This is a genomic window from Arthrobacter sp. JUb119 (assembly GCF_024807995.1).
Classification (GTDB): domain Bacteria; phylum Actinomycetota; class Actinomycetes; order Actinomycetales; family Micrococcaceae; genus Glutamicibacter.
Genome location: NZ_JANUFE010000003.1, coordinates 15,103 through 38,888, shown reverse-complemented (window position 1 = coordinate 38,888; position 23,786 = coordinate 15,103). Strand labels below are relative to the sequence as shown.

General features: G+C 62.9%; 21 protein-coding genes. 7 read left to right on the top strand and 14 right to left on the bottom strand.

The window, feature by feature from the left end; genetic code table 11:
* Nucleotides 1-121: 121 nt before the first annotated feature.
* The gene (locus tag M2368_RS09175) at nucleotides 122-1,084 is read right to left on the bottom strand and encodes a LysR family transcriptional regulator (protein WP_133834891.1); all 963 of its coding nucleotides are present in this window, start codon (nucleotides 1,082-1,084) and stop codon (nucleotides 122-124) included.
* Nucleotides 1,085-1,317: 233 nt separating this feature from the next.
* Here M2368_RS09175 and M2368_RS09170 point away from each other — a divergent pair, with 233 nt between their 5' ends.
* Nucleotides 1,318-4,836 (top strand): proline dehydrogenase family protein, encoded by a 3,519-nt coding sequence (locus M2368_RS09170; RefSeq protein WP_332488009.1) that lies wholly within the window; start codon nucleotides 1,318-1,320, stop codon nucleotides 4,834-4,836.
* 73 nt (nucleotides 4,837-4,909) lie between these two features.
* On the opposite strand, the gene M2368_RS09165 is transcribed toward M2368_RS09170, so the two are convergent.
* The 5 genes from M2368_RS09165 to M2368_RS09145 form a co-directional block, all read right to left on the bottom strand.
* Nucleotides 4,910-5,509 carry a hypothetical protein gene (locus tag M2368_RS09165; protein ID WP_332488007.1) on the bottom strand — a complete coding sequence of 200 codons (600 nt, stop codon included), beginning with the start codon at nucleotides 5,507-5,509 and terminating at the stop codon, nucleotides 4,910-4,912.
* Between the two features lie 59 nt (nucleotides 5,510-5,568).
* Nucleotides 5,569-6,741: an ABC transporter permease gene (locus M2368_RS09160; RefSeq protein WP_332488005.1), complete on the bottom strand. Its 1,173-nt coding sequence runs from the start codon at nucleotides 6,739-6,741 to the stop codon at nucleotides 5,569-5,571.
* Entirely contained in the window at nucleotides 6,738-7,619 is an 882-nt protein-coding gene (locus M2368_RS09155) for an ABC transporter ATP-binding protein (RefSeq protein WP_332488003.1), read from the bottom strand. Before M2368_RS09155 ends, M2368_RS09160 begins: the two co-directional genes overlap by 4 nt.
* Before the next feature lie 79 nt (nucleotides 7,620-7,698).
* Entirely contained in the window at nucleotides 7,699-8,364 is a 666-nt protein-coding gene (locus M2368_RS09150) for a response regulator (protein ID WP_105658871.1), read from the bottom strand.
* The gene (locus M2368_RS09145) at nucleotides 8,361-9,731 is read right to left on the bottom strand and encodes a sensor histidine kinase (RefSeq protein ID WP_332502674.1); all 1,371 of its coding nucleotides are present in this window, start codon (nucleotides 9,729-9,731) and stop codon (nucleotides 8,361-8,363) included. Before M2368_RS09145 ends, M2368_RS09150 begins: the two co-directional genes overlap by 4 nt.
* A gap of 149 nt (nucleotides 9,732-9,880) precedes the next feature.
* Between M2368_RS09145 and M2368_RS09140 the strand changes: the two genes are divergently transcribed.
* On the top strand, nucleotides 9,881-10,432 hold the full coding sequence (locus M2368_RS09140; RefSeq protein ID WP_332487999.1) for an acyl-CoA thioesterase: 552 nt from the start codon (nucleotides 9,881-9,883) through the stop codon (nucleotides 10,430-10,432).
* 44 nt (nucleotides 10,433-10,476) lie between these two features.
* Here the strand turns inward: M2368_RS09140 and M2368_RS09135 are convergent, their stop codons facing one another.
* Both M2368_RS09135 and M2368_RS09130 read right to left on the bottom strand, forming a co-directional pair.
* A complete protein-coding gene (locus M2368_RS09135; RefSeq protein WP_332487997.1) occupies nucleotides 10,477-11,103 on the bottom strand; it encodes a phosphoribosylanthranilate isomerase in 627 nt (208 codons plus the stop codon).
* Complete coding sequence (locus M2368_RS09130) at nucleotides 11,100-12,086, bottom strand: acyl-CoA thioesterase (RefSeq protein WP_400343805.1); 987 nt, start codon at nucleotides 12,084-12,086, stop codon at nucleotides 11,100-11,102. Before M2368_RS09130 ends, M2368_RS09135 begins: the two co-directional genes overlap by 4 nt.
* 118 nt (nucleotides 12,087-12,204) lie before the next feature.
* On the opposite strand from M2368_RS09130, the gene M2368_RS09125 reads away from it, so the two are divergent.
* The 3 genes from M2368_RS09125 to M2368_RS09115 are packed head-to-tail and all read left to right on the top strand — an operon-like array spanning nucleotide 12,205 to nucleotide 17,531.
* On the top strand, nucleotides 12,205-13,944 hold the full coding sequence (locus M2368_RS09125; protein WP_498724375.1) for an ABC transporter ATP-binding protein/permease: 1,740 nt from the start codon (nucleotides 12,205-12,207) through the stop codon (nucleotides 13,942-13,944).
* Entirely contained in the window at nucleotides 13,944-15,704 is a 1,761-nt protein-coding gene (locus M2368_RS09120; protein ID WP_498724374.1) for an amino acid ABC transporter ATP-binding/permease protein, read from the top strand. The genes M2368_RS09125 and M2368_RS09120 overlap by 1 nt, the downstream gene beginning before the upstream one ends.
* 60 nt (nucleotides 15,705-15,764) lie before the next feature.
* On the top strand, nucleotides 15,765-17,531 hold the full coding sequence (locus M2368_RS09115) for an FMN-binding glutamate synthase family protein (protein ID WP_105658864.1): 1,767 nt from the start codon (nucleotides 15,765-15,767) through the stop codon (nucleotides 17,529-17,531).
* On the opposite strand, the gene M2368_RS09110 is transcribed toward M2368_RS09115, so the two are convergent.
* The 4 genes from M2368_RS09110 to M2368_RS09095 all read right to left on the bottom strand — a co-directional run bounded on the left by M2368_RS09110 (nucleotide 17,528) and on the right by M2368_RS09095 (nucleotide 20,476).
* Entirely contained in the window at nucleotides 17,528-18,592 is a 1,065-nt protein-coding gene (locus tag M2368_RS09110; protein ID WP_332728263.1) for an enoyl-CoA hydratase/isomerase family protein, read from the bottom strand. The genes M2368_RS09115 and M2368_RS09110 overlap by 4 nt on opposite strands.
* Nucleotides 18,593-18,651: 59 nt before the next feature.
* On the bottom strand, nucleotides 18,652-19,557 hold the full coding sequence (locus tag M2368_RS09105) for a LysR family transcriptional regulator (RefSeq protein ID WP_105658862.1): 906 nt from the start codon (nucleotides 19,555-19,557) through the stop codon (nucleotides 18,652-18,654).
* Between the two features lie 46 nt (nucleotides 19,558-19,603).
* A complete protein-coding gene (locus tag M2368_RS09100) occupies nucleotides 19,604-19,864 on the bottom strand; it encodes a hypothetical protein (protein ID WP_332487986.1) in 261 nt (86 codons plus the stop codon).
* A gap of 135 nt (nucleotides 19,865-19,999) precedes the next feature.
* Nucleotides 20,000-20,476: an Lrp/AsnC family transcriptional regulator gene (locus tag M2368_RS09095; protein ID WP_133834920.1), complete on the bottom strand. Its 477-nt coding sequence runs from the start codon at nucleotides 20,474-20,476 to the stop codon at nucleotides 20,000-20,002.
* Nucleotides 20,477-20,719: 243 nt separating this feature from the next.
* Here M2368_RS09095 and M2368_RS09090 point away from each other — a divergent pair, with 243 nt between their 5' ends.
* Complete coding sequence (locus M2368_RS09090) at nucleotides 20,720-21,958, top strand: MFS transporter (protein WP_332498725.1); 1,239 nt, start codon at nucleotides 20,720-20,722, stop codon at nucleotides 21,956-21,958.
* Nucleotides 21,959-21,979: 21 nt separating this feature from the next.
* Nucleotides 21,980-22,462 carry a hypothetical protein gene (locus M2368_RS09085; RefSeq protein WP_332487982.1) on the top strand — a complete coding sequence of 161 codons (483 nt, stop codon included), beginning with the start codon at nucleotides 21,980-21,982 and terminating at the stop codon, nucleotides 22,460-22,462.
* On the opposite strand, the gene M2368_RS09080 is transcribed toward M2368_RS09085, so the two are convergent.
* Both M2368_RS09080 and M2368_RS09075 read right to left on the bottom strand, forming a co-directional pair.
* Complete coding sequence (locus M2368_RS09080; protein ID WP_332487981.1) at nucleotides 22,449-23,441, bottom strand: LLM class flavin-dependent oxidoreductase; 993 nt, start codon at nucleotides 23,439-23,441, stop codon at nucleotides 22,449-22,451. The genes M2368_RS09085 and M2368_RS09080 overlap by 14 nt on opposite strands.
* A 126-nt stretch (nucleotides 23,442-23,567) precedes the next feature.
* The gene (locus M2368_RS09075) at nucleotides 23,568-23,771 is read right to left on the bottom strand and encodes a cold-shock protein (RefSeq protein ID WP_013349999.1); all 204 of its coding nucleotides are present in this window, start codon (nucleotides 23,769-23,771) and stop codon (nucleotides 23,568-23,570) included.
* Nucleotides 23,772-23,786 lie beyond the last annotated feature (15 nt).

The following is a 23,786-nucleotide window of genomic DNA, read 5'->3' as shown; positions in this document are numbered from 1 at the left end:
TTTGTGCCTGGGGCTTTTCTCAGCCGCCATAGGCGCGGATTTCTGTGGTGCGAGTCACCACTATGGCACTAATTCTCCGGTTTGTCGCCGGGTGCCATTTGGTCTGTGATCATTCTGTTATCTAGTCGACCGTATCGAAGTCTGCAGGGGTAGCCAAAATCGCGGAGTTGCTTGCATCACTCATTCCGGGCTGCGCGTGCAGCGATTTGCGCACCGCGCGGATGGCCGGGGACTGGGTGGAGGAATGCCGCATGGCGGTGAAGATGGTGCGCTCCGGAGAGCCGGGAAGATCCACCGTGCGCAGGCTGCTGCGCTGGTCGCGCAGGACCAGCTCTGGGAGCATCGCCACGGCGTTGCCCGAAGCGACTAACTGCACGTGAGCCTGCAAATCAGCGGTTTCGTAGCGCAGGTCCGGCTCGAACCCTGCAAGCCGGCAAGCCTGCAGGGCCCAGTGCCGGCTGGCGGCACCCGCGGGTTCCACCACCCAGGGCAGTGAGTTGGCATGCTCCAAGGTGTGCACCCGGTCGAATTCTGCATTTCCGGCCGCGCCTCGTGCCGGCAAGGCCAGGCGGATCGGATCGTGAGTCAGAACACGCCGATCGAGGTTGTCGTAGTGCGGCGCGGAATGTCCCGAGTACTGCTCCGCGACCACCAAATCGAAACTTCGGCTGCTGGTTTCATTCAGCGCGTCGGCTGGTTCCTGCTGGCTCATTTCCACCCGCAGATTGGGGTGCCTGGTGCGCAGTTCGCGCAGTACCGGCGGCATGAGCCGGAGCATGGCCGTCTGGAAAACCGCTAGCCGGACGGTTCCGGACACCGTGGACATGGCCGCGGACAGGTCCGCTTCGGCGCGTTCCATGGAATCGAGCAGCTCTTCGGTGTGGGCCACCAGGATCTGGGCCTGCGGGGTGAGCTTGAGGGTGCGTCCGGTGCGCCGCAGCAGCTCCACCCCGGTTTCGGTTTCCAGCTGGCTCAGCTGCTGCGACACGGATGAGGGGGAGTAGCTCAGCGCGTCGGCCACCTCGGCAATGGTTCCGCGGATATGCAATTCGCGAAGCAAGCGCAATCTTCTCAGTTCAAGCACGGTTTTCCCGCCATTCAGTTAATGGGGACTCACGGAGTCCAAATACTTCGGCAAAACCGAACGAACATCTTCGGCTTTGTTCACTTTTGCTTAAGACAATATAGGTTCATACTCGATCTTGCACACAGCTTTTCCTAGCGGCCCTCTGGCAGCAGCAGGCCGCCGGATTAGCCACAACGACATCAGCGTTCGGTGCCGAACCACAAGTACGAATTGCATCGAAGGGACCACCAGTGTCTTTCACCTCCACCCAGCACGTAGTGCCAGCCGCACTAGATGCCGACGGCAACCCGCTCACCTCGCCGGCCGAACTCGCTGACGACGTCATCAAGCTGGTGCGCCGCTGGCTCACCGAAGCTTCCGACTACCCCGTAGACGCCGCCGCCGCCCGCCTGGCCGGAGTGCTCAAGGACCCCAAGGGCCTGGACTTCACCGTAGGCTTCGTCGATGGCGTGATCCGCCCCGAAGACCTGAACGTCGCGGCAGCCAACCTCAAGGCGCTGGCTCCAATGGTTCCAGGCTTCCTGCCCTGGTACATGCGCAAGGCCGTCGCCGTTGGCGGCGCCATGGCCCCAATCGTGCCGCAGGTAGTTGTCCCCATCGCCCGCAAGGTCTTGCGCGAGATGGTGGGCCACCTGATCATTGACGCCTCGGATGCCAAGCTGGGCGGCGCGATCTCCAAGATCAAGCGCGAGGGTGTGGATCTGAACGTCAACCTGCTCGGCGAAGCCATCCTCGGCGAAGGCGAAGCGGCCCGCCGTCTTGACGGCACCACCAAGCTGCTGGAACGCGATGACGTGGACTACGTGTCGATCAAGGTCTCCTCCACCGTCGCCCCGCATAACCACTGGGCGTTCGATGAAGCCGTGGAGCACATCGTGGAAAAGCTGCAGCCGCTGTATAAGCTGGCTGCCAACAGCCCGAAGAAGAAATTCATCAACCTGGACATGGAAGAGTACAAGGACCTGGAGCTGACCATCGCGGTCTTCACCAAGATCCTGTCCAAGCCCGAATTCAAGGACCTGCCCGCCGGCATCGTGCTGCAGGCCTACCTGCCAGATGCCCTGGGCGCGATGATCCAGCTCCAGGAATTCTCCGCGGCCCGCGTGGCCGAAGGCGGCGCACCGATCAAGGTCCGCGTGGTCAAGGGCGCCAACTTGCCAATGGAAACCATGGAAGCTGACATCCACGGCTGGCCGCTGGCCACCTGGCACACCAAGCAGGACTCCGACACCAGCTACAAGTCCGTGCTGGAGTACGCGCTGCGTCCGGAACACGTGAAGAACATCCGCATCGGCATCGCCGGGCATAACCTCTTTGATGTCGCGCTGGCTTGGCTGCTGGCCAAGTCGCGCAACGCCACCGACGGCATCGAATTCGAAATGCTGCTGGGCATGGCCACAGGCCAGGCCGAAGCGGTGCGCAAGGACGTCGGCTCGCTGCTGCTCTACACCCCGGTGGTGCACCCGCAGGAATTCGACGTGGCCATCGCCTACCTGATCCGCCGCCTCGAAGAGGGCGCCAGCCAGGAAAACTTCATGTCCGCAGTCTTCGAGCTGGCCAAGAACGAGGCCTTGTTCGAACGCGAGAAGAACCGCTTCCTCGCATCCCTGGAAGCCATGTCCAACGTGGTCCCTGCCCCGCATCGCGTGCAGAACCGCCAGATCCAGGATCCGTCGCTGAGCACCCGCGTGGCCGGTTTCGCCGACGGCTCCACCGAATTCTTCAACACCCCGGATACCGACCCGGACCTGAACCAGAACCGTGCCTGGGGACGCGAGATCCTGGCCAAGATGCAGGAATCGCCGCTGGGCAAGGAACTGGTCAAGAACAACACCCTGAACAGCGCCGGCGAACTCGACGAGTCCATCGCCATGGGCGTGGATGCCGCCGCCGGCTGGCAGCAGCTGGGCTCGGCCCAGCGCGCGCAGATCCTGCACCGTGCCGGCCTGCTCTTCGAGGAGCGCCGCGCCACCTTGCTCGAGGTCCTGGGCTCCGAATGCGGCAAGACCATTGACCAGGGCGATGTGGAAATTTCCGAGGCCATCGACTTCGCGCACTACTACGCGGAACTGGGCCGTGAACTGGATACCGTGGATGGAGCGAAGTTCGTCCCGTCGAAGCTGACCGTGGTCACCCCGCCATGGAACTTCCCGATGGCGATTCCGGCCGGTTCCACCCTCTCGGCGCTGGCCGCCGGTTCCTCGGTGATCATCAAGCCTGCCAGCCAGGCCGCCCGCGTGGGCGCTGTCATGGTGCAATGCCTGTGGGATGCCGGCGTGCCCAAGGACGTGCTGCAGCTGGTCTTCGTGGGCGATCGCTCCCTGGGCCAGCAGCTGGTCTCCGATGAGCGCGTGGACCGCCTGATCCTCACCGGCGGCTACGAGACCGCGGAACTGTTCCGCTCATTCCGCAAGGACCTGCCGCTGCTGGCCGAGACCTCCGGCAAGAATGCCATCATCGTCACCCCGAACGCCGACCTGGATCTGGCTGCGCGCGACGTCGTGCAGTCGGCCTTCGGCCACGCCGGCCAGAAATGCTCGGCAGCCTCGCTGGTGGTGCTGGTGGGCTCGGTGGCTGAATCCCGCCGCTTCAACAACCAGCTGATCGATGCGGTGAAGTCGCTGAAGGTCGGCTACCCGTGGAACCCCGAATCCCAGATGGGCCCATTGATCGGCGAGCCGGGCGAAAAGCTCAAGCGCGGCCTGACCACCCTGGGCGCCGGAGAGCGTTGGGCCATTGAGCCGAAACAGCTCGATGACTCGGGCAAGCTCTACTCGCCGGGCGTGCGCTACGATGTGGCCCGCGGCAGCGAGTACCACAAGACCGAATACTTCGGCCCGATTCTCGGCGTGATGACCGCCAAGACCCTGGAAGAAGCGGTGGAGATCGTCAACGAGGTGGACTACGGCCTGACCTCGGGCCTGCATTCGCTGGATTCGGCAGAGATGGGCTACTGGCTGGAGAACATCCAGGCGGGCAACATCTACGCCAACCGCGGCATCACCGGTGCCATCGTGCAGCGCCAGCCATTTGGCGGCTGGAAGAAGTCGGCCATCGGCGCAGGCACCAAGGCCGGCGGCCCGAACTACCTGGTCGGCATGGGCTCCTGGGTGGACGCCCCCGCCACGCAGGGCGCGGCGCTCTCGGCATTCGACCAGCGCCTGCTGAACACCGCAGAACTGGATTCGGAGCAGGCGCAGTGGCTGGGCTCGGCACTGGCCAGCGACAAGCTGTGGTGGAACAACGAGTTCAACCAGGCCAAGGACCGCTCGGGGCTGGTCGCCGAGCGCAACATCTTCCGCTACCGCGCGGTTGACGTGACGGTGCGCTTCGAAGAAGCCACCAGCGGCCACGGACTGGCCGAGGCGCTGCGCGTCATTGCCGCCGGTGTCACCGCAGGTTCCCGCGTGATCTTCTCCGCTGACGTGCAGCTGCCGTTGGGCGTGCGCAACCTGTTGGCCGAGAACTCGGTCACCGTGGTGCGCGAAGACGCTGCTGCTTTCGCCGCCCGTGCTGCGAAGCTGGCTGCGAAGACCGGTCCGGAGTCCGCTGCCCGCATCCGCCTGATCGGCGGCTCGATGAAGGCTGTCGCCGAGGCAGCCAACGGCAAGCCGGATGTGGCCATCTACGCATCGCCGGTGACCGCTGCCGGACGGGTGGAGATGCTTCCGTTCCTGCATGAGCAGGCGGTATCCATCACCGCTCACCGCTTCGGCACCCCGAATCACCTCAGTGATTCGCTGATCTAGCAGGCAAGCGCATAAAGCAGTGGCCAGCATCCATTTATTTGGATGCTGGCCACTGCTTTATGCCGGATGCTCTTTACTTCTTGCGTACCTTGTACTTGGCGACCAGAATATCCGCGGTGGCGGAGAGGATCGCCGGAAGAATGTAGCGCGCCAAGGTCACCAGGGTAAAGGCGAGTACGGATCCGCTGGCCGAACCAGCCACGGACAGGGCCGCAAATCCCAGGCCCACCGCGGAGAGCAGGCCGACGATCCAGCCAGCGAGCTTGCGGGGACGCAGGACGAACCAGCCAACTAGCGAAAGCACCGGCAGGAGCAGGCCCCAGACGGTGAAGTAGCCGGTGTACATCCCCTGCAGATCCAGCGCGGAGACCAAGAACCAATCGCCATACTCCACGGTGTCCAGTACCGGCAGCTTCAGCAAGATGTCCAGGACCAGCGACAGCAGGACCAGCAGCATCGCGAAGACCTTGGTGTCCTTGCGCGCTTCGAGCAACCAGAAGCTGCCGATGGCCACGAGCCTGATCACCCACAAGGCGATCAGGGAGAGCAGGCTGCCGCCGGTGACATAGTCGGCGGTGGACAGCAGCGTGGATCCGGTGACGCCGGCGATCAGCACCAGCCAAACAATGATCAGGCGGGCCGGCAGATGCAACAGTGGTTTTTCTTCGCTCACTTAGCCAAGTCTAATGAAGCTGGCTGTGCAATCCCTTTTCCTGTTCTTGGCAGGCGGGCTCAGACCTCGAGTTTCAGTGCCTTGCGCAAGGTCAGCGCGCCACCGGTGTGCATCACTGCCCTGCCGTAGATCTTCTCGGCAAACAGCAGCACGAGCCAGCAGGCAGCCAGGAGAATTGCCAGCGAAAGAATCGGCTCCCAGAAAGCTACCTCGCCGGAGAGCAGGCGGCTAGGCATTGCCGCCGAGGAGACGATAGGAATGTACGAAGCGACCACCAGGAAGCTGCCCTTGGCATACAACCCGATAAACAGCACCGCCATCAGGAGGCCCACCACGGGCCCGCTGGATTGCTGCAGATCCTCGGTACGGGTAGCCAAGGAGCCCAACGCTGCCCAGATCCCGGCCAGAAGCAGGAAACCGCCGAAGAAGAACACCACGAACCACCCGGCCACCTGGGTGACAACTCCGAGGAACGGGATCTGGATCGGGGAAATGTAGGCAGCCAGCAAGCCAATGCTGAGGAAGGCCAGGAGCTGGATCATTGCGAGAACGACATTCCCGATGATTTTTCCTGCCAGCAGCTGGCGCAGCCGGATGGTGCTGGCCAGGATCTCGACCACGCGGTTCTGCTTCTCCTCGATGACCGAGTTGGCGATGGGCATGCCGAAGAGGAATGCGGCCATGTAGAAGAGGAATGAGAAGACCAGCGCCATGGCACTGGCCATCGCGGCCCGTTCGGAATCGCCATGGAGCTGATCGAGAATGAGGTCCTCGTTATCGGGCAGGCTAGCTGATTCCAGTCCGGCCTCGGCCAGCAGCTGATCGGTCTTCACGGTTTTCATTGCTTCGCGGACCAGAGAACTGAGCTCTTGGTCGACCGCGTTGAAACCGGTCAGCGTGAATTCCTGCGCATCGGCCGAACCGGACAAGGTCGCGTTCAGCCGCTCAGCGGATAGCTGTTGCTCCGCCTGTTCAGGAGCGAGCCTGGAAATGCTCAATTCCACGTCTTCGGGGCGATCCTGGATCACCTGCTCCAGCACCCGGAAACTGGCATCGTCGGTGGCAGCCACGGCGAAATTCGACGTGCGATTGGCGAGGAATCCGGTAACGGCGACCGATCCGATGATGAACAGCAAGGTCACGATGGTGCTGATGATGAAAGCTTTGTCGCGCAGCTTGGTTTCGACTTCGCGCAAGGCGACAATGAGCCATGGAGCCGTGGTGGTGTTCACTTGATGATCTCCCGGTAGATGTCGGCCAGCGAAGGGCGATGGATTGCGAACTCTGCGACGGGCCCGCGGCTCATGGCGGTGGCGAGCACGCGTTGGGCATCGGCTTCGGAATCGAAATTCACCAATGCGTCATGGCCTGAAATATCGATAACGGTGACCCCCGGTTCATTGCGCAGCCAGCCCGTGTCGGAGCCCAGGGACAACCGGTGCCGGGATGCCTGCGTCGCACGGAGCCCGGCTGCCGATGAATTGGCCAGGATCCTGCCGTCCTGGATGATCACCAGATGGTCCACCAGCACATCGAGCAGATCCAGCTGATGCGAAGAGAAGAGCACCGGTACGCCACGCGCTGCATAGTCGCGCAGGATGGAGCTCATTGCGTCCACCGCGATCGGGTCAAGTCCGCTGAAAGGTTCGTCGAGGATGAGCACGTCGGGTTCGTGCAGCAGTGCTGCGGTGACTTGCACGCGTTGCTGGTTGCCCAGGGACAGGGATTCGAGTTTCGACTTGGCGCGGTCAGCCAAACCAAAACGGGCCAGCAGTTCCATGGCCCGTTTGCGTGCTCCGGAGCGGGACAGGCCATGGAGCTGTCCGAGGTAGACCAGCTGGTCAATGACCGGCTGCTTGGGATACAGGCCGCGTTCCTCGGGCATGTAGCCGAAGTTGGGGCGGGTGGCTCCATCGAGCGGTTGGCCGTTGAGCGAAACAGAACCGGAATCGGCGCTGAGCAATCCCATGATGATGCGCATGGTGGTGGTCTTGCCGGCACCGTTGGCACCGACGAATCCGGTGAGCGCGCCGCCAGGTACGGTGAAGCTGATGTCATCGAGCACCAAATTCTGTGCAAATGACCGTGACACATGGTTTAGCTCAAGCATGTTTTCCTCTGCCAAGTATTGTTTCTACTCATCAGCTTAGGAAACTAAGCAGCATTTGCGCTCCGTCTGGAGAATGAAACTATTGGATGAGTCCGGCGCGGTGGGCGAATAGCACGCCCTGCACCCGGTCGCGCAGGTGCAGCTTCGCCAACAGGTTCGACAGGTGGGTTTTCACCGTGGCTTCCGAGAGGGAGAGCACTGCGGCGATTTCCTGGTTGTTCTTGCCCTGGGCCAGTTCGCAGAGTACCTGGCGTTCGCGTTCGGTGAGTTTTTCCAGCTGCTGGGCCTCGGTAGTTGCCGCTGCCGAATCCGCGGCAGGGACCGCGCCGGTGCCACGCTGGATGAGCTTGAGCGTGACTTCGGGGGAGAGCAGCCCGTGGCCGGCGGCCACCTGGTGCACGGCGGCCACCAGCATTTCAGGCTCTGCATTCTTGAGCAGGAACCCGCTGGCCCCGGCATCCATGGCCTCGAAGAGGTAGTCGTCGCGGTTGAAGGTGGTCAGCACAATGACCTTGGTCTGGGTGGTGCTGGCGATGAGCTTCGTGGCTTCGATGCCGTCCATCTGCGGCATTTGGATATCCATCAGCGCCACCGTGGGGTTCAGCTCGCGAACCATTTCCAGGCCCGCTTGGCCGTTGCCTGCCGTGCCGATGACCTGGATCTGCGGATCGGTTTGCAAGATCAGTTTCAGCGACGAGAGGATCAGCGACTGGTCATCGCAGATCACCACGGTAATTTTGCTCATGTTGCCAGTCTAGTTGCCGCGTCGGAAACCACGCGCAACCGGGCCCGGGTACGCCAGCCGTGCGGAATGCGCGGGCCGATTTCCACCAGCCCGTGATGCAGCTTGGCGCGTTCGCGAATGCCACGCAGGCCGTAGCCGCCACCGGCGGAATCCGGCCGGGGACGGCCGCTGTCGGTGACCTCGACTTCTATCCATGCGCCATCGGCATCGGTTCCCGAACGCAGCGACAAGGTAGCTGTGCGGGCCGTGGAATGCGCACGGACATTGGCCAAGGCTTCGCCGCTGATGCGGTAGAGCGCGAGCGACAGGCCTGCCGGCAGGGTGGAAATGAAGCCGGGCTGGTGTTCATCGCGGGAGATCTGGATGCTCAGTCCCTGGCGTTCATTGGCTGCGATCAGCTCATCGAGCTGCGCCATGGAGGGTTCGGGGTTCCGTGCCCCCTCAGCGCTGTTCGGCGAATCCTCCGGTCCGCCGTGTTCGCGCAATACGCCCAGCAGTGCCCGCGTTTCGCTGACTGCACTGCGTGCCGAGGACTCGATGCCGCGCATCAGTTCGATGGACTGCTGGGGATCGCGCTCATGCACCATGCGGGCGGCCGAAGCCTGGATTCCCACCGAGGCGATGTGGTGGGCAATGACATCGTGCAGCTCGCGGGCGATGCGCAGCCGTTCCTCGTTGACCGCACGGTCTGCCAGCTGCTGGGACTGGTCGGCAATGCGCTGGGCCTGGGTTTCCACTATTTGGCTGGCGTAGGCATTGGTCCAGCTGACCATGCCCAGGAAGATCGCGCCGCCGAAGTACAGCAGGTTCATCAGCAGGTTGTAGAAGATGAAGGCCGTTGACGTCGGCAGCACGCCTGCTGGATCCTCGACCATGGAAGTTCCGGTGGCCGTGAGCAAGTCGGAGGTGAAGAAGGTGACGATCACCCAGGTGGCCATGAACAGCAGCACCACGCTCATCGCTATCCACAGTCCCCGGCGGTTCTTCGACCACGTGACCGCGGTGTAGATGCCGATGAAATAGGCCAGCTGCGCGCAGAGCTCCATGCCGACTTGGTAGGTATTTTCGCTTCCGGCGCCCACGAAGGCAGCCGAACCGATGAGCATCATGGTGATGGGCCAGCGCCGGCGGAACATCAGCGGCACGATCAGGGACACAAGCACGAGATAGGCGAGAAGTGGATCGGGCGCATTCTCTTGCTCGGTCAGGGAGAGTAGCAGTTCGTGCATGGCCAGCGCCAGCAGGAGGAAGCCCGAAGCGACGATAATGTCGCGGCGCAAGCTCTTCTTATCCGGAGACGGACGTTCCCAATCCACCGGAGGCAGCGTTGGGAGCCTCCGGTGTACTAGCTCGGGGAGTCGGTACATGGTGTTCCTTGATCATCTCGTTGGCCAGGCATTGGAAACGACTTTACCGGTCTGCGGTTTTCCGGGCATGAGCCTGGAGGCTTACCCCTGGCGTTGACCCGGGAGGAAATGCGCTAGGCAGAAAGGTTACTAGGCAGTAATGTGATGGTATGCACATGATTTTCCGAATCCTCATGGTTTACCTGAACAGCAAGAAGGCTTCCAAGCTGTCGATGTTCGACACCAGCTCAGTGGGCATGCGTGCCACGCTGACCGATATCGACTTTGCCGGCCACATCAACAACGGCATGTACTTCTCGATCTTCGATCTCGGACGCTTCGACTTGATGTTCCGTTCCGGTGTCTGGGACATCATGTCCAGGAATAAATGGGTTCCGGTCGTGCAGACCGAGACCATCACCTTCCGCAAGTCGGTGCGCCTGGGAACCAAGTTCTCCCAGGAAACCCGGCTGATCGGCATGGACGACAAGTGCATCTTCTTCGAGCAGCGCATCGTCGTGAAGGGCGAAATCTACGCTCGCGCCTATGTCGCCACCCGGATGACCTCGAAAAAGGGTGCGGTTTCCAACAAGGAAATCCTGGCAGCAGTCGGCTTGGAACTGCCAGCAGACATGGTGCTGCCCGAGTGGCTGCACCAGTGGCGCCAGGACGGAGCGCTGCCCAGCACCCGCAAGCCGGCCCCGCACAATTGGATCCGCTGAATCAATTCACTCGCGCAATTCCTGCTGGACCGTGCCGGGGGGACTCAACGTGCGGGAATCGGCGAAGCCTTGGCCGCATCAATGAACATGGCGATCAGTTCGGGATCCTTGACTCCGCGCGATGATTCGACGCCGGAGGAGACATCGGCGCCGAAAGCGCTGGACGCAGCCAAGGCATCAGCGACATTCTGCGGGGACAGTCCGCCGGCCACCAGCCAGCGCCGACCAGCGGCCAGATCCTTCACTGCCGCATAATCCCAGCTTTCGCCGCTGCCGGGGACCGAGGCGTCAATGAGCAGCAGATCTTCGCCCCAATCGGCAAACTGCTCCTCCGGGTCATCGCGCCGCACCGCGCGGATGACCTTGAACCCGGCCTCATGGGCGGTGCTCACATCCTTTGCCGTGCGCTGCCCGTGCAGCTGCACCCAACTCACGCCGGCTTGCGCCGCAAGCTGAAGCACCGTCTGGATCTCTTCGCCGCGGAATACCGCCACGGTGGCAATGCCTGCGGGAACCGCCTTCACCAATGCGGCGGCGCGCTGCGCGGAAATTTCCCGGGCACTGGGCGTGAGCACGAACCCGATGGCGTCAGCGCCATGGGCCGCAGCGGTTTGCACGTCCTGGGCCGTGGACAAGCCGCACACTTTGACGAAGGGCTTTGCTGCACTCACTTCGCGTTCTCCTTGGCCATATGGATTGGGGTGTAACCGCCAGGCGCGTTGGCGCGGATGGCCAACAAGTCGCGGGCGTGATTCCACAGCCGCTTGTCCTCCCCGGTGACGGGCACCCAGGGCTTGACCGGAACAGCGGTGCCGGTTTCATCGCGGGTCACCATCACGGTCAGGCAGTAGGTCGTCAGCTGCATTTCCCGGGTCTTCGGATCGCCAGAGCGCACATGCACCGCAACGTGCATTCCCTTGTTCCCGGTGTAGACCAGGCGCGCCTCCACCTCCACCAGGTGGCCGATCAGCAGCGGGCGGTAGAAACGCACGCCGCCGGAGAACACCGCAACGGTTTCCTGCTGGCAGTAGCGGGCCGCGCACAGCTCAGCGGCATCGTCAATCCACTTCATCACGATGCCGCCGTGGACCTTGCCGCCCCAGTTCACATCGGTGGGCGCCGCCAGGAAGCGCAGCGTCACGCGTTCGGCGGTTCCCTCATCGGTGTATACCTGATCGTTCATGGACGCGACGATCTGCTCGCGGATCTCAATGCGCGCCAGCGCATTCTCGCGCATTGCGATTTCCCGGGCCGTACCCGGGGTGAACGCCGGAACCGGGGTTGGCTTCCCATTCTCGCCGACGGCTACGAAGATCACCAGGCAGCTGCTGGACTTCACCGGCCGCAACTCGCGCGGATCGCTGAAGGACACCTCGGTATGGATGTGCATGGAGCTGGTTCCGGTGTACACCACCGAAGCGGTCACTTCCACCAGATCCCCGGAGTGGATCGGGTCTTCGAAGTGGATATTTCCTACATAGGCGGTGACGCAATAGCTGGAGGACCATCCCACCGCCGCGGCGTAGGCGGCCTTGTCGACCCACTCCAGAACGGTGCCCGCAGGAACAATCCCGGTGACATCGACGTCGGTTGGTGCCGCGAGGAATCGCAAGGTGACAGAATGCGGACGTTGTTTCAGCTCCGGGGTGCTCATGCACTCCAGTTTCGCGCACAACGCGCATCACGGGCAATGTATGACGCTTCACGGCCCAGCCTGGCCGGCAAGCCCCACGGCGCGGAACTGCCGGTGTGCTCTGCCCTAGGATAGGAGGGTGCGTAGGGTCTTTGGAATATTTTCGGCTGCAACAGCCATCGTGGTGGCACTGAGCCTCAGTGCCGCGGCCGGAACCGCCGGCTTGGTGATCGTCGTGGGCCAAGGCCTGGATGAACTCATGGCCCATCGCCCGCTGGGCACCCAATGGTATGCCAGCGCCTTCGGCGAACTGCTGATCATGGCGGTTGCCACCTTCTTGATCCCGGTCGTGATCTCGCGCAACACCCTTGACCTGACCGAGTACCACCGCATGAAGCTGCTCAAGCACTATCTGTCCATCGGCCCGCTGGCGGTGCGCGCCTCCGGCGATGGGGAGCTGCTGCATGCGGCGATGGACTCGGTGGAGCGGTCCGTGAAATACCGTTCCAGCTTCATCGGGCCGGCAATCTCCGCGGTAGCCACCCCGGTATTGATCCTGTGCTTCATCGCCTTTGCCATCGACCCGCTCAGCGCACTGGTACTGCTGGTTCCCACCGCGCTGGTCCCGGTCATCGTCCTGGGCTTCCAGCGGCGCTTCGGCTCCTCGAACGGAGAGTACCGCCGAGCCCAGGGCATCCTCTCGGCGACCTTCCTGGACGCACTGCGCTCGCTGGGCATGCTCAAGCTCAACGGCGGCAGCCGGTGGATGGGATCGCGCATCGAGCAGGCCACCGAACGCGTACGCCAGCAAGTGATGAAACTGCTGGCCCGCAACCAGTTGATCTTGCTGGTCATCGATTCCAGCTTCGCCGTGCTGCTGCTCGCCAGTGCCGCCCTGCTGGCCTGGTGGCGCGCCAGCTCCGGGGCCATCACCCCGGGTTCTGCCCTGTCACTGGTGATCCTGAGCTTCCTGATGCTCGCCCCGGTCAACTACGTCGGCAGCTTCTTCTACATCGGGATGACCGGCAAGGCCGCCGAGAAGAAACTGGCCGAAGTCGCCGACATCCCCATGCACCGTTCCATGGCCAATCCGCTGCCCGTGGACCTGCGCCACCGTGATCTGATCCTGGAAGAAGTCAGCGCCAGCTACGACAGCGGGCACCACGCGCTGGACAAAATTTCCTGGCATTTCCCGGCCGGTTCGCGTACTGCCATCATCGGCCCCTCGGGCAGCGGCAAGACGACGCTGCTGCGCGTGCTCCAGGGCCAGCTCGAAGCTTCCTCCGGCACCATCCGCGATGCCCGGCAAGCCATGGGCCCGGCAACCTTGAAGGCCAATACCGCCGTAGTGGAACAGCACGCCACGCTCTTCGGCATGAGCCTGCGCGAAAACCTCCTGCTCGGTGCGCCCCGGGCTGCCGACGGCGAACTGCTCCTGGCGCTGCGCCAGGTCGGCATGGGAGCGTGGTTCGAGGCGCAACCCGGGGGATTGGCGCAACGCCTGGGCGAGGGCGGGGCACGGCTTTCTGGCGGCCAGGCCCAGCGCCTGTCGCTGGCCCGCGCCCTGCTGGCGCAGCGTCCCGTGCTGCTGCTCGATGAGCCCACCAGCGCCTTGGACGTCCAGACCGAGGCGGACGTGCTGGGAACCCTGCGCTCCTTGGACCGCAGCACCACGGTCATCACCGTCACCCACCGGCTGGGGTTGCTGGCCGACTACGACTATGTTCTGGTCATGGACCACGGACAGCTCATCCAGGCCGGACGCCGTGACGAGCTGCTGGCCGCCGACGGCTATCTCAAGGAAGCCATGGACGGATTCCGCCAACGCGCTGATGCGCTGCATGCCAGTGGCCGGAGCCAGCTGGGGGAGGGGAACTAATGCGCACGCAGAAAATCTCCACTATCAAAACCGTCGCCTGGCTGATTGGCAGCACCAAGGACCTGCTCCCGCCGCTGCTGCTGGCCTGCGTGCTGGCCTGCGCCACTCGCCTGGCTTCGCTGGGTATCTACGCCGTGGCCGGGTTCGGCCTGGCCAAGGCCCTGCACCTGGGCGGTGAGCAGCTGCCTATGGTCCTTGGCTGGGGACCGCTGATCGCTGTGGTCATCCTGCTAGGACTTATCAAGGGCGCGGTGCGCTACCTGGAGCAGTATGTAGGGCACCGGGTGGCCTTCCTGTCCCTGGCGCGGCTGCGCAACCGCATGTACCAGGCATTTGAACGCCAAGCGCCCTTCGCCGCGGACAGCAAGAATTCCGGCGGCATGCTCGCCAAGGCCACCAGCGACATCGACAAGGTCGAAGTGTTCTTCGCCCACACCCTGCCCCCGGCCGTGGCGGCAGTGGCAGTCAGCGGCCTGGCAACCTGGGGAACCTGGGCGGTATTCGGCATGCAACCGGCCCTCGTGCTGCTCGCCGGCTATGTGCTGATCGGGCTGGCCATCCCGGCCATTGGCGTCGGCGCCCTGCGCCGTACCGCGCGGGCCACCGCCAGTGCTCGCGGCACCCAGAACCAGCTGCTGGCCGACACGCTTGCCGGCATCGACGTGATTCACGGATTCAATGCCGGCAAACCCGTCATGGCGCGGATGCGCGAAAGCCTGCACGAAAGCCGGCAAGCGGCGCGATCGGCCGGAACCCTGGGCGCGGTACGGGCCACGCTGACACAGCTGGTGGTCTGGGGCAGCCTGCTCGCGCTCTTTGTCCTGCTGGGAACCGCCGGGCAGTTCGGCACGCTGATCGTGCTGTGCTGTGCCCTGGTCCCTTCCTATGAAGCGGTGCGCGCGGTAGACGGGTTCATCCTGGGCCTGCAGGATTCGCTGGCCAGCGCTCGCCGGCTGTACGCCACCGCGATAACCAGCCATCCGGTTTCCGAACCCGCCAACCCGGTTCCCCTTCCTGCTTCCGGCACCTTGCGCGTGGCGGATCTGTCGGTTGACTTCGAGGGCCATCGGGTAGTTCGCGGCGTGGATTTCGAACTGGAACCAGGCTCCCTGCTCGCACTGGTGGGCGAAAGCGGCTCCGGCAAATCGTCGGTCGCGGCAGCCCTGGTGCGCTCGGTGGAAGCTGCCGGCACCGCCAGCTTCGGCGATGTGCCGCTGGAGGCCGCAAGCTTGGCGCAGCTGCGCACCCGGATCATCCTGGTCTCACAAGAGGCGGTGATGATCCGTGGAACGCTGCGCGAGAACCTCTTGCTGGGTGCGGAAGGGATCAGCGACGCCGAGATGGAGCAGGTCCTCGATGAACTGGGCATGGGTTCCTGGCTGCGCCAGCAGAAGGCCGGATTGCAGACCCGGTTGGGGGATCGCTTTGCCCGGCTTTCCGGTGGCCAGCGCCAACGCGTGGCCCTGGCCCGGGCGCTGCTTCGCAACCCCGCGGTATTGATCCTCGATGAATCCACTAGCGCCCTGGATGCACGCAGCGAACAGCTGGTCCTGGAAGCAGTGGAACGCCGCCGCGGTGAAGGGATGGCGGTGCTGATGATCAGCCACCGGCTATCGATCCTGGCCCGGGCGCAGAACGTGCTGGTGCTCCATGAAGGAGTGGTGCTGGAACGCGGTGCGGCGCCAGCGCTATTGGCCGATGGGCAATCCTTGTTCTCCCGCATGGCCGTGCGCGAAGCGGACCGGATTTTGCCAAGCTGATCCACGCCCCGCCCAATGGATGGAACTGACAAGGCAGCGGGGAGGTACTAGGCTCGCATCATGATGCGAATAGTGGTTCTCCTGTTCCTGGCTGTCCTATTCACTGGCTTCGTGGTGACCGCAATCCTTGCCGGCACCTCCGGGGAATGGGTGTGGTGGATCCTCGTCGTGCTCACCGGTTTGCTGGTGCTTCTGGGCATCAGGGACCTGCTGCAAAAGAAGCATGCGATCCTGCGCAATTTCCCGATTGTCGGGCACGCCCGCTACCTCTTCGAATTCATCCGCCCCGAGATCCAGCAGTATTTCATTGAGCGCAATACCGATGGCCGTCCTTTCAACCGCGACACCCGCTCGCTGATCTACGCGCGGGCCAAGGGCGCCGATAGCCATAAGGCTTTCGGCACGGAGCTGAATGTCAATGAAGTCGGCCACGAATACCTGCTGCATTCGGCAGCTCCGGTGGCCCCGGTAGCATCGCAGCACCGCGTACGGGTGGGGTCCAGCCAGTGCTCGCAGCCCTATGAGATTTCGCTGATGAATATCTCCTCGATGAGCTTCGGCTCGCTTTCTGCCAACGCCGTGCTGGCGATGAACAAGGGCGCCGCGATGGGAGAATTCGTCCATGAAACCGGTGAGGGCGGGCTGACCAAGTACCACCTGGAATACGGGGCCGACTTGTTCTGGGAAATCGGTTCAGGCTACTTCGGCTGCCGTACCGAGCAGGGCCGCTTCAACCCCGAAACCTTCGCTGCCAAGGCGAACCATGAAAGAGTCAAGGGCATCACCATCAAGCTCTCCCAGGGCGCCAAGCCCGGGCTCGGCGGCGTGCTGCCGGCTGCCAAGGTCACCGCGGAAATCTCCGAGGCCCGCGATGTCCCGATGGGCGTGGACTGCATTTCACCGGCCAGCCACGCAGAATTCTCCACCCCGCGCGAATTGATGCACTTCGTAGCGAAGCTTCGCGACCTCTCCGGTGGCAAGCCAGTGGGCATCAAGTTCTGCGTTGGTTCCCGCACCGACGTCATGGCCCTGTGCAAGGGCATGCTGGAAACCGGCATCCTGGTGGACTTCATCACCATTGATGGCGCTGAAGGCGGCACCGGAGCTGCGCCGCTGGAATACGAGGACCATGTTGGCGCCCCGCTGACCGAAGGCTTGATGCTGGTGCACAACACCTTGGTGGGTGCCGGACTGCGCGACGAAATCCGCCTCGCCGCGGCAGGCAAGGTCGCCAACGGCTCCGACATCATCAAGCGGCTGATCCAGGGAGCGGATTTCACCTTCTCGGCGCGTTCCATGATGATGGCCACCGGCTGCATCCAGGCCCAGCAGTGCCACACCAACCACTGCCCCGTAGGCGTAGCCACGCAGAACAAGCGCCTGATGCGTGCCCTGGATGTGGAGGACAAGGGCCACCGCGTCTACAACTACCATCGCTTGACCGTCACCGAATGCGCGCAGATCATGGCATCGATGGGACTGACCAGCCCGGAGCAGCTGAACACCCGGATGCTGCGCCGCCGGGTGAACCTGCAGTCCACTCGCTCCTACGCTTCGCTGTTCCAGTGGTTGCGTCCCGGCGAACTGCTCGAGGATATTCCAGGTTCCTGGATGGAAGACTGGGATGAAGCAGACGCGGACCACTTCGGCGAGCATGCACCGCTGGCCTACACCGCGCCCAAGAGCGTGGATATCACCCCGTCGGTGGTTCGCGAACCAGCCGATGCAGTGAACGCACCGCGCATCGAGCCCAGGGATTCAGCCAAGGTGCGCCCGGTGCATGCAGATGTCACCCGGCCAGAAGGCAAGCCGGGAGCTGACAGCTAGCCTTCCGAATCAGCAGCCAGAGACCGCAACACCTCGTGGTCCACTTCCTCCAGCGAAGCCGGAATCCACGTGGGGTTGCGGTCTTTGTCGATGACCTGGGCACGGATGCCCTCGGCAAGATCGGCACGGTGCATCAGGTAGCGAGCCAGGCGCAGTTCGCGGTCCAAGGCCGAACGCAGGTCCTGCTCCTCACGTGCAGCCCGCACGTTGTAGAACGCGCTGGCCACGCTGGTCGGGGAATTCGCTGCCAGCATCTGCGCGGCACGCTGCGCCGAAGGATGGACCATCTGCTCCAAGCGTGCCAAGACTTCCTGCGGGGTGGCGGCACTGAAAGCATGATCGATCCAGCCGCGGTCCAGTTCCAAGGCGAAGGACTCGGGCGCACCGTGCATGACCTCGATAGCCGCCGCGATCTCTCCGGCATTCAGCCCCGCGAACTCATCGAGCTCATCGAGGATGTTCTGGGCGAAGTCCTCGGTGACAACGGCATCGGCAAAACCGAGAAGTACGGCATCGGCACCGGTGAAGGACTGCGCACTCATTGCAAAGAACTCGCCGAAGTGGCCCGGCGCGCTGGCCAGCAGGTGGCTGCCTCCCACATCCGGGGTGTAGCCGATCTTCGCTTCGGGCATTCCCATGGTGGCGTTCGCGGTCACCAGGCGCACCGGTGCGTGCGAGGCCAGGCCGATGCCCCCACCCATGGTGATGCCATGGGCCAAGGTGATCAGGGGCTTGGGATAGGTGGAGATCAGGTAATCCAGTTCGAATTCTCTCGCGAGCAGATCGACGAAGTCCTGATGGCGTCCGGTGGTGACTGCTGCATGGAAATCGGCGATATCTCCGCCGGCACAGAAGGCGCGTTCGCCGCGGCCGGTGAGCAGCACCAGCGAAATCGACGGGTCCACGGCCCACGCACGCAGCACCCGGCCCAGCTCGGTGAGCATTTCCAGGGTCAACGCATTGAGCTTGCTGGCACGGTTCAGCTCGATGTGGCCGATTGGTCCATGCACGGCCGAGATGACTACGCCATCGCTGGAAGATGCAGGGGTCTGGTTCTCCACCGGGACATTCCTCTTTCTTGGGACGGATGCAGGCACCAGTGGCGCCGCGGCGCAACGAATCAGCGGGAGAGCACCTGGGCGAGCCGGTCCAATACCAGCGCGGCCTTCGGCTTCTTGGAATTCTCCGGTTTCAACGCGAAGATGGAGCGGGCCAGGCGAATCTCGGGGGCATCAACTATGCGGATGCCTTCCGGAGCGTTGGCCATGGCCAGATCGGGAACCAGGGCGGCGCCCAGTCCCGAGGAAACCAGGCTCAGCGACGCATTGAAGTCGTCGCAGTAGGCAGCCACCTGCGGGTGGATGTTGTAGGAAGAGAACAAGCGCGAAATCAAGGTGGCATCCGAGGTGCCCGGGTGGTGGAAGATCCATGGCCATTCGGCCAACTGGTCCACGGTCAGCTGGGCGTCTTCAGCGATGGGCCAGGACGCCGGGATCACTACCCGGAACTGGTCATCGCCCAACCAGGTGCGCTCCAGGGACGCTGGCCACGACAGTCCGCCGGGTCCCACCTGGAAGATCAGTGCGAGGTCGAGGTCGCCGCCGGTGCCAAGGCCTGCGACAGTTTGCTGGGGTTCGCCGATCCACAGGCGCAGGTTGATGCCCAAGGAGGACCAATCCGGTGCCTTGAGGATCTGCGGCAGCGCGTAGGTCGCCAGCGAGGGGAAGATGCCAAGCTTGATTTCCTCAAGGTCGGTAGCTTCGGTGGAGATGGTGGCGACGTCTGCCATGAGGGCGTCGAGGTCGGTGAGCACCCGTTTGGCATGGCGCACCATGCGCAGGGCGCCTGGCGTCGGGGTGATGGAGCGTGCGCCGCGCAGGAACAGCGTGGTACCGGTGCTTCGCTCCAACGCTGTCATCTGCTGGGAGACAGCGCTGGCCGTGTAGCCCAAGCGGGTTGCGGCCGTGGCAAAGGAACGATGCGCCACCACTTCGAGCAATGTGCGCAGATGAACTGGATTAATCACTTCTAAAGTCTATGGCCTTTAGCCAAAGATTTGCTTAGCCCACGGCCTAGAGTTCGTCCTCAAGGTCAACAAGCTCTGTGCTTTCCTCGTCGTCATCGTCTGCGGCGAATTCGTTGTCGAGCTGGTCTTCGGTTTCCAGGTCATCGTCGTAGAGGTAATTGCGTTGTGCCAGCGGGTCGAGGTTGCGCATGGTTTCCGGCATGTCGCTTGAGCCCTCGTAAGCCTGGGAATCGCGTCCGTCATCCGGTTCGTAGATGTCGTTGCCGAACTCCGGCGCAAATTCTGTGGTGTCGAAATCCTTCGTCATTGCGTACTCCTTCGTCGAATACGAGGGATCCGCCGGAAGCCGGGGATTTACCTCGTGACTTCTCGTATCACCAGAGTAGGACGCTGCTTCGGGAAACGAAAGACTTGTTTTCTGCAGCTGACAGTGAATGACTTCTCAGTGGTCATGTTCGGCATAGTGCTCCAGCAGGGGAGCGGCACGGTAGGCCAGGTGCGTATGGAGCGCGAAGGTTGTTTCCGAACGGGTGACGCCCTTGACGCGCAGGATCTGGCGCAGTGCTGATTGCAGCTGGTGGGTGTCGGTGGCGATGAGCCGCACCCAGAGATCTCCACGTCCGGAGGTCTCGTGGATTTCCAGCACGCTGGGGATCTGGCGCAGCGCGGTGACCACGGTATCCAGATCGCGGTGGTTCACTTCCAACGTCACGAAGGCCAGGACGTCGTAGCCGAGCTTGCTCAGATCGATGTCGCGGCCGCCGTCGCGGAGGATTTCGGCGCGCTGCAAACGGCGCAATCGCGACTGCGCTGTGTTGCGCGCAACACCGACCTCATCTGCGAGTTCAGAGATTTGGATGCGGGGATCCTTGATCAGTGCGAGCAGCACTTTCAGGTCTACATCGTCTAATCGCACTATATGCTCACTCCGGGTTATCTGCGGGGACAAAATTTTGAACAATCTGCTCAAATGCTAGCAAGAAATCTCTCTCGTTGCTTTCAGCAGGCGGATATTAGTGAGTGAACGCTCTGTTGTAGTAGACAAACGCAAGCAGAACGCTCAACTAACCGGTGGGGCAGCGAGTGGCCCCACCGGTAAAAACTCTTTCTGGGCATTCTTCGTGCCCAGCTGGTCTGGACTACTTTGATCCCGGGAGTGAATTTGTCGGTTATCAGCGAGCTGCGCATGCAGCCAATGAACCATCGCGTACTCTCCTGGAACCCCGGGCTGACCGCTCGACTGGTGATCACCGTGTCCGTCAGCTTCCTGCTGCTGGTCGGAGCCAACCTGGCCACCCCGCTGTATCCGGCACTCCAATCCGAATTGCACCTTGGCGCCATGGGAACCACCGTGGCCTTTGCCAGCTACGTCTGTTCGCTGATGCTCTTCCTATCCACCGTGGGGCATTGGTCGGATCATATCGGACGCCGTGCGGCGCTGGTGATCGCGGTCGTTGTTTCCTTCGCTGGAACCCTGGTCTTCGGATCGGCCGGCAACCTGCTGGAACTGTGCCTTGGCCGTGGTTTGCAGGGCGCCGGTGTCGCGCTGGCTACCGGTGCTAGCGCCGCGGCCCTGCGTGAACTTCTTCCTGCGCGGCCTGAGTGGGCTTCGCGCTTCACCCTCTTGGCCTCATCGGGCGGTGTCGCCTTCGGACCGGTCTTGGGCGGGCTGCTGGCTCATCTGCCTGGCGGGCGCACTACCGTGTTCATGGTGCAGGCGTTCTTGCTGCTGCTGGTCCTGGTCCCATTGAGCACCCTGCAGGCCCGTCCGGCCATTGCGCTGGCTGAGCGCGGACAGCGAAGCAAGGCCCTGGCCCCACGCCGCTTGGGCGTCCCCAGCTCGGCCCGGGCACCGTTCTGGCTCGCTGCCCTCGTTGGCTTCTTGAGCTTCGCCATCTTCGGCTTCGTGCTGTCCTTGGCACCTGGCTACTTCGCCCAAGCCTTTGGCCTGGATTCGGTGCTGGTCATTGGCCTGATTGCCGGCCTGCCCTTGGGCATATCCGCCCTGTCGCAGCTGGTCGTGCGCGGCGGCAAGGCCTTGCTGCCTATCGGTCTGGGATTGATGGCGGCCTCCACCGTAGTGCTGGCCGTGGCTGCCGAGCATCGCCAGCTGCCATGGGCCATCGCGGCATTGGTATTCGTGGGCCTGGGCCAGGGCATGGCCTTCCGCACTGCTTTCGCTCAAGCGGTGGACGCGGTCAACGACAAGCAGCACGCCCAAACCGTGTCCACCATATACCTGGTGACCTACCTGGGCAGTGCTGTTCCAGTCATCGCGCTGGGCTGGGCCGTCGGGGTCTTCGGGCAGCAGCAGAGCATCCTGGTCTTCTCCATCGGCTGCGCCGTGGTGGCGGCAGTGCTAGCCGTCTGGGCACTGGCAGGACTGCGCAAAGTACGCTAGAACCGGGCGTACTGTGGAGGCATGACTAGTCCCCTTCCAGCGCCTGCTAGCCGCGGCGCACAGTGGGCCGTGGCTGCACGCATCTACATTCCTGCACTGTGGCTCGGCCTGATCATCGGCATTTCATTCATCGAGGCACCACTGAAATTCACCGCACCCGGAATCACCATTCCCTTGGGACTGGGCATTGGACGCCGCGTCTTCTTCGCCATGAACATGGTCGAGATCATCTTCTTCATTGCCCTGGTGGCCGGGTCGGCCAAGCGCGCTGCCGGCAAGGCCTGGGGCTGGGGCGTAGGGCTGGTCGGCCTATTGCTGCTGATTAAAACCGCAGCGATCCGCCCGGGCCTGTCTGCGCGTACCGATGCGGTGCTTGCAGGAGTCTCCGATGGCGGATCGCTATGGCATTACGCCTATATTGGCGTGGAATTCTCCTTGACCCTCGCTCTGGTTGCGCTGCTGCTGATGGCAGCCAAGCGCTGGATCAGAATTACCGGGCGCTAGCCAGCTGGCAGGCCTCGGCGGTAATCATCACCGATTCGAGTCGAGCGTGCTCCTCGGTGGGGTAATGGATGGTGATCAGTTCATCTGCCTGAGCTGCCGAAGCGAAGTGGCGCAGGTATTCGGCAACCTGTTCTCCGGTGCCCACCGCGGTGTAGCGCATCATGTCCAGGATCTGCTGCGCCTGCGGAGTATCCATGAGCATATCGATCTCCGCTTCGGTGAATTCCTTCTTCGCGGAACGGCCGATGAAGCTTGACACGCGATGGCGCTTGGCAACGTCCAGCAGTTCATGCGCTCGTTCAGCCGTTTCCGCAGCCAGCACGCCTACGCCGGCAATGACATACGGCTCAGCCAGTTGCTCTGAGGGGGTGAACTCCTCGCGGTAGATGCGGATCGCTTCATGCAGCGCAGCCGGTGCGAAATGCGAGGCGAAGGAATACGGCAGTCCCAGCTGGGCGGCGAGCTTGGCACCGAAGAGCGATGAGCCCAGTATGTACAGCGGAACGTTGGTTCCTGCTCCCGGGGTCGCCTGAACGGTAGGAACCTTGGATTCGCCGGCGAGATAGGCCTGCAGCTCCAGCACATCGTGCGGGAAGGAATCGGCGGCCGACGGGTCGCGGCGCAAGGCACGCAGGGTGGTCATGTCGGTACCCGGTGCACGGCCCAAGCCCAAATCGATGCGGTCGCCGTAGATTTCGGCCAACGTGCCGAACTGCTCGGCGATCACCAGAGGGGAGTGGTTCGGAAGCATGATGCCGCCCGAGCCGAGGCGAATCTTCTCGGTGTGGTGGGCTATGTGGCTGATCAGCAACGAGGTCGCGCTGGAAGCAATGGTGGGCATATTGTGGTGTTCCGCGTACCAGACGCGTTCATACCCATGGCGTTCTGCAGTTTGCGCCAAGCGGACGGAGGACTTGAAAGAGTCGGAAATAGTTGTTCCGGGTTCAACCGGAGCAAGATCCAGAATAGATAGCTTCACACTGGGTACAACCGGTGGCGTACGGGAAGTATTCCAGTAATTTCGGCCTCAAACGCAAGGAACGGCTATCCGCAGTGCGGATAGCCGTTCCTTGGCTAAGTCTGGCGTTAGCGCCAAAGACCTTCTTTAGAGAGCGCGAATGTCTGCAGCCTGCAGACCCTTTGGACCCTCAACAACTTCGAACTCCACCTTCTGGCCCTCGTCCAGGGTGCGGAAACCCTGGGTCTGGATTGCAGAGAAGTGTGCAAAGACGTCTGGATCGCCGCTGTCTGGAGCGATGAAGCCGAAGCCCTTTTCAGCGTTGAACCACTTGACGATTCCGGTTGCCATTTTCTTATTTGGTCC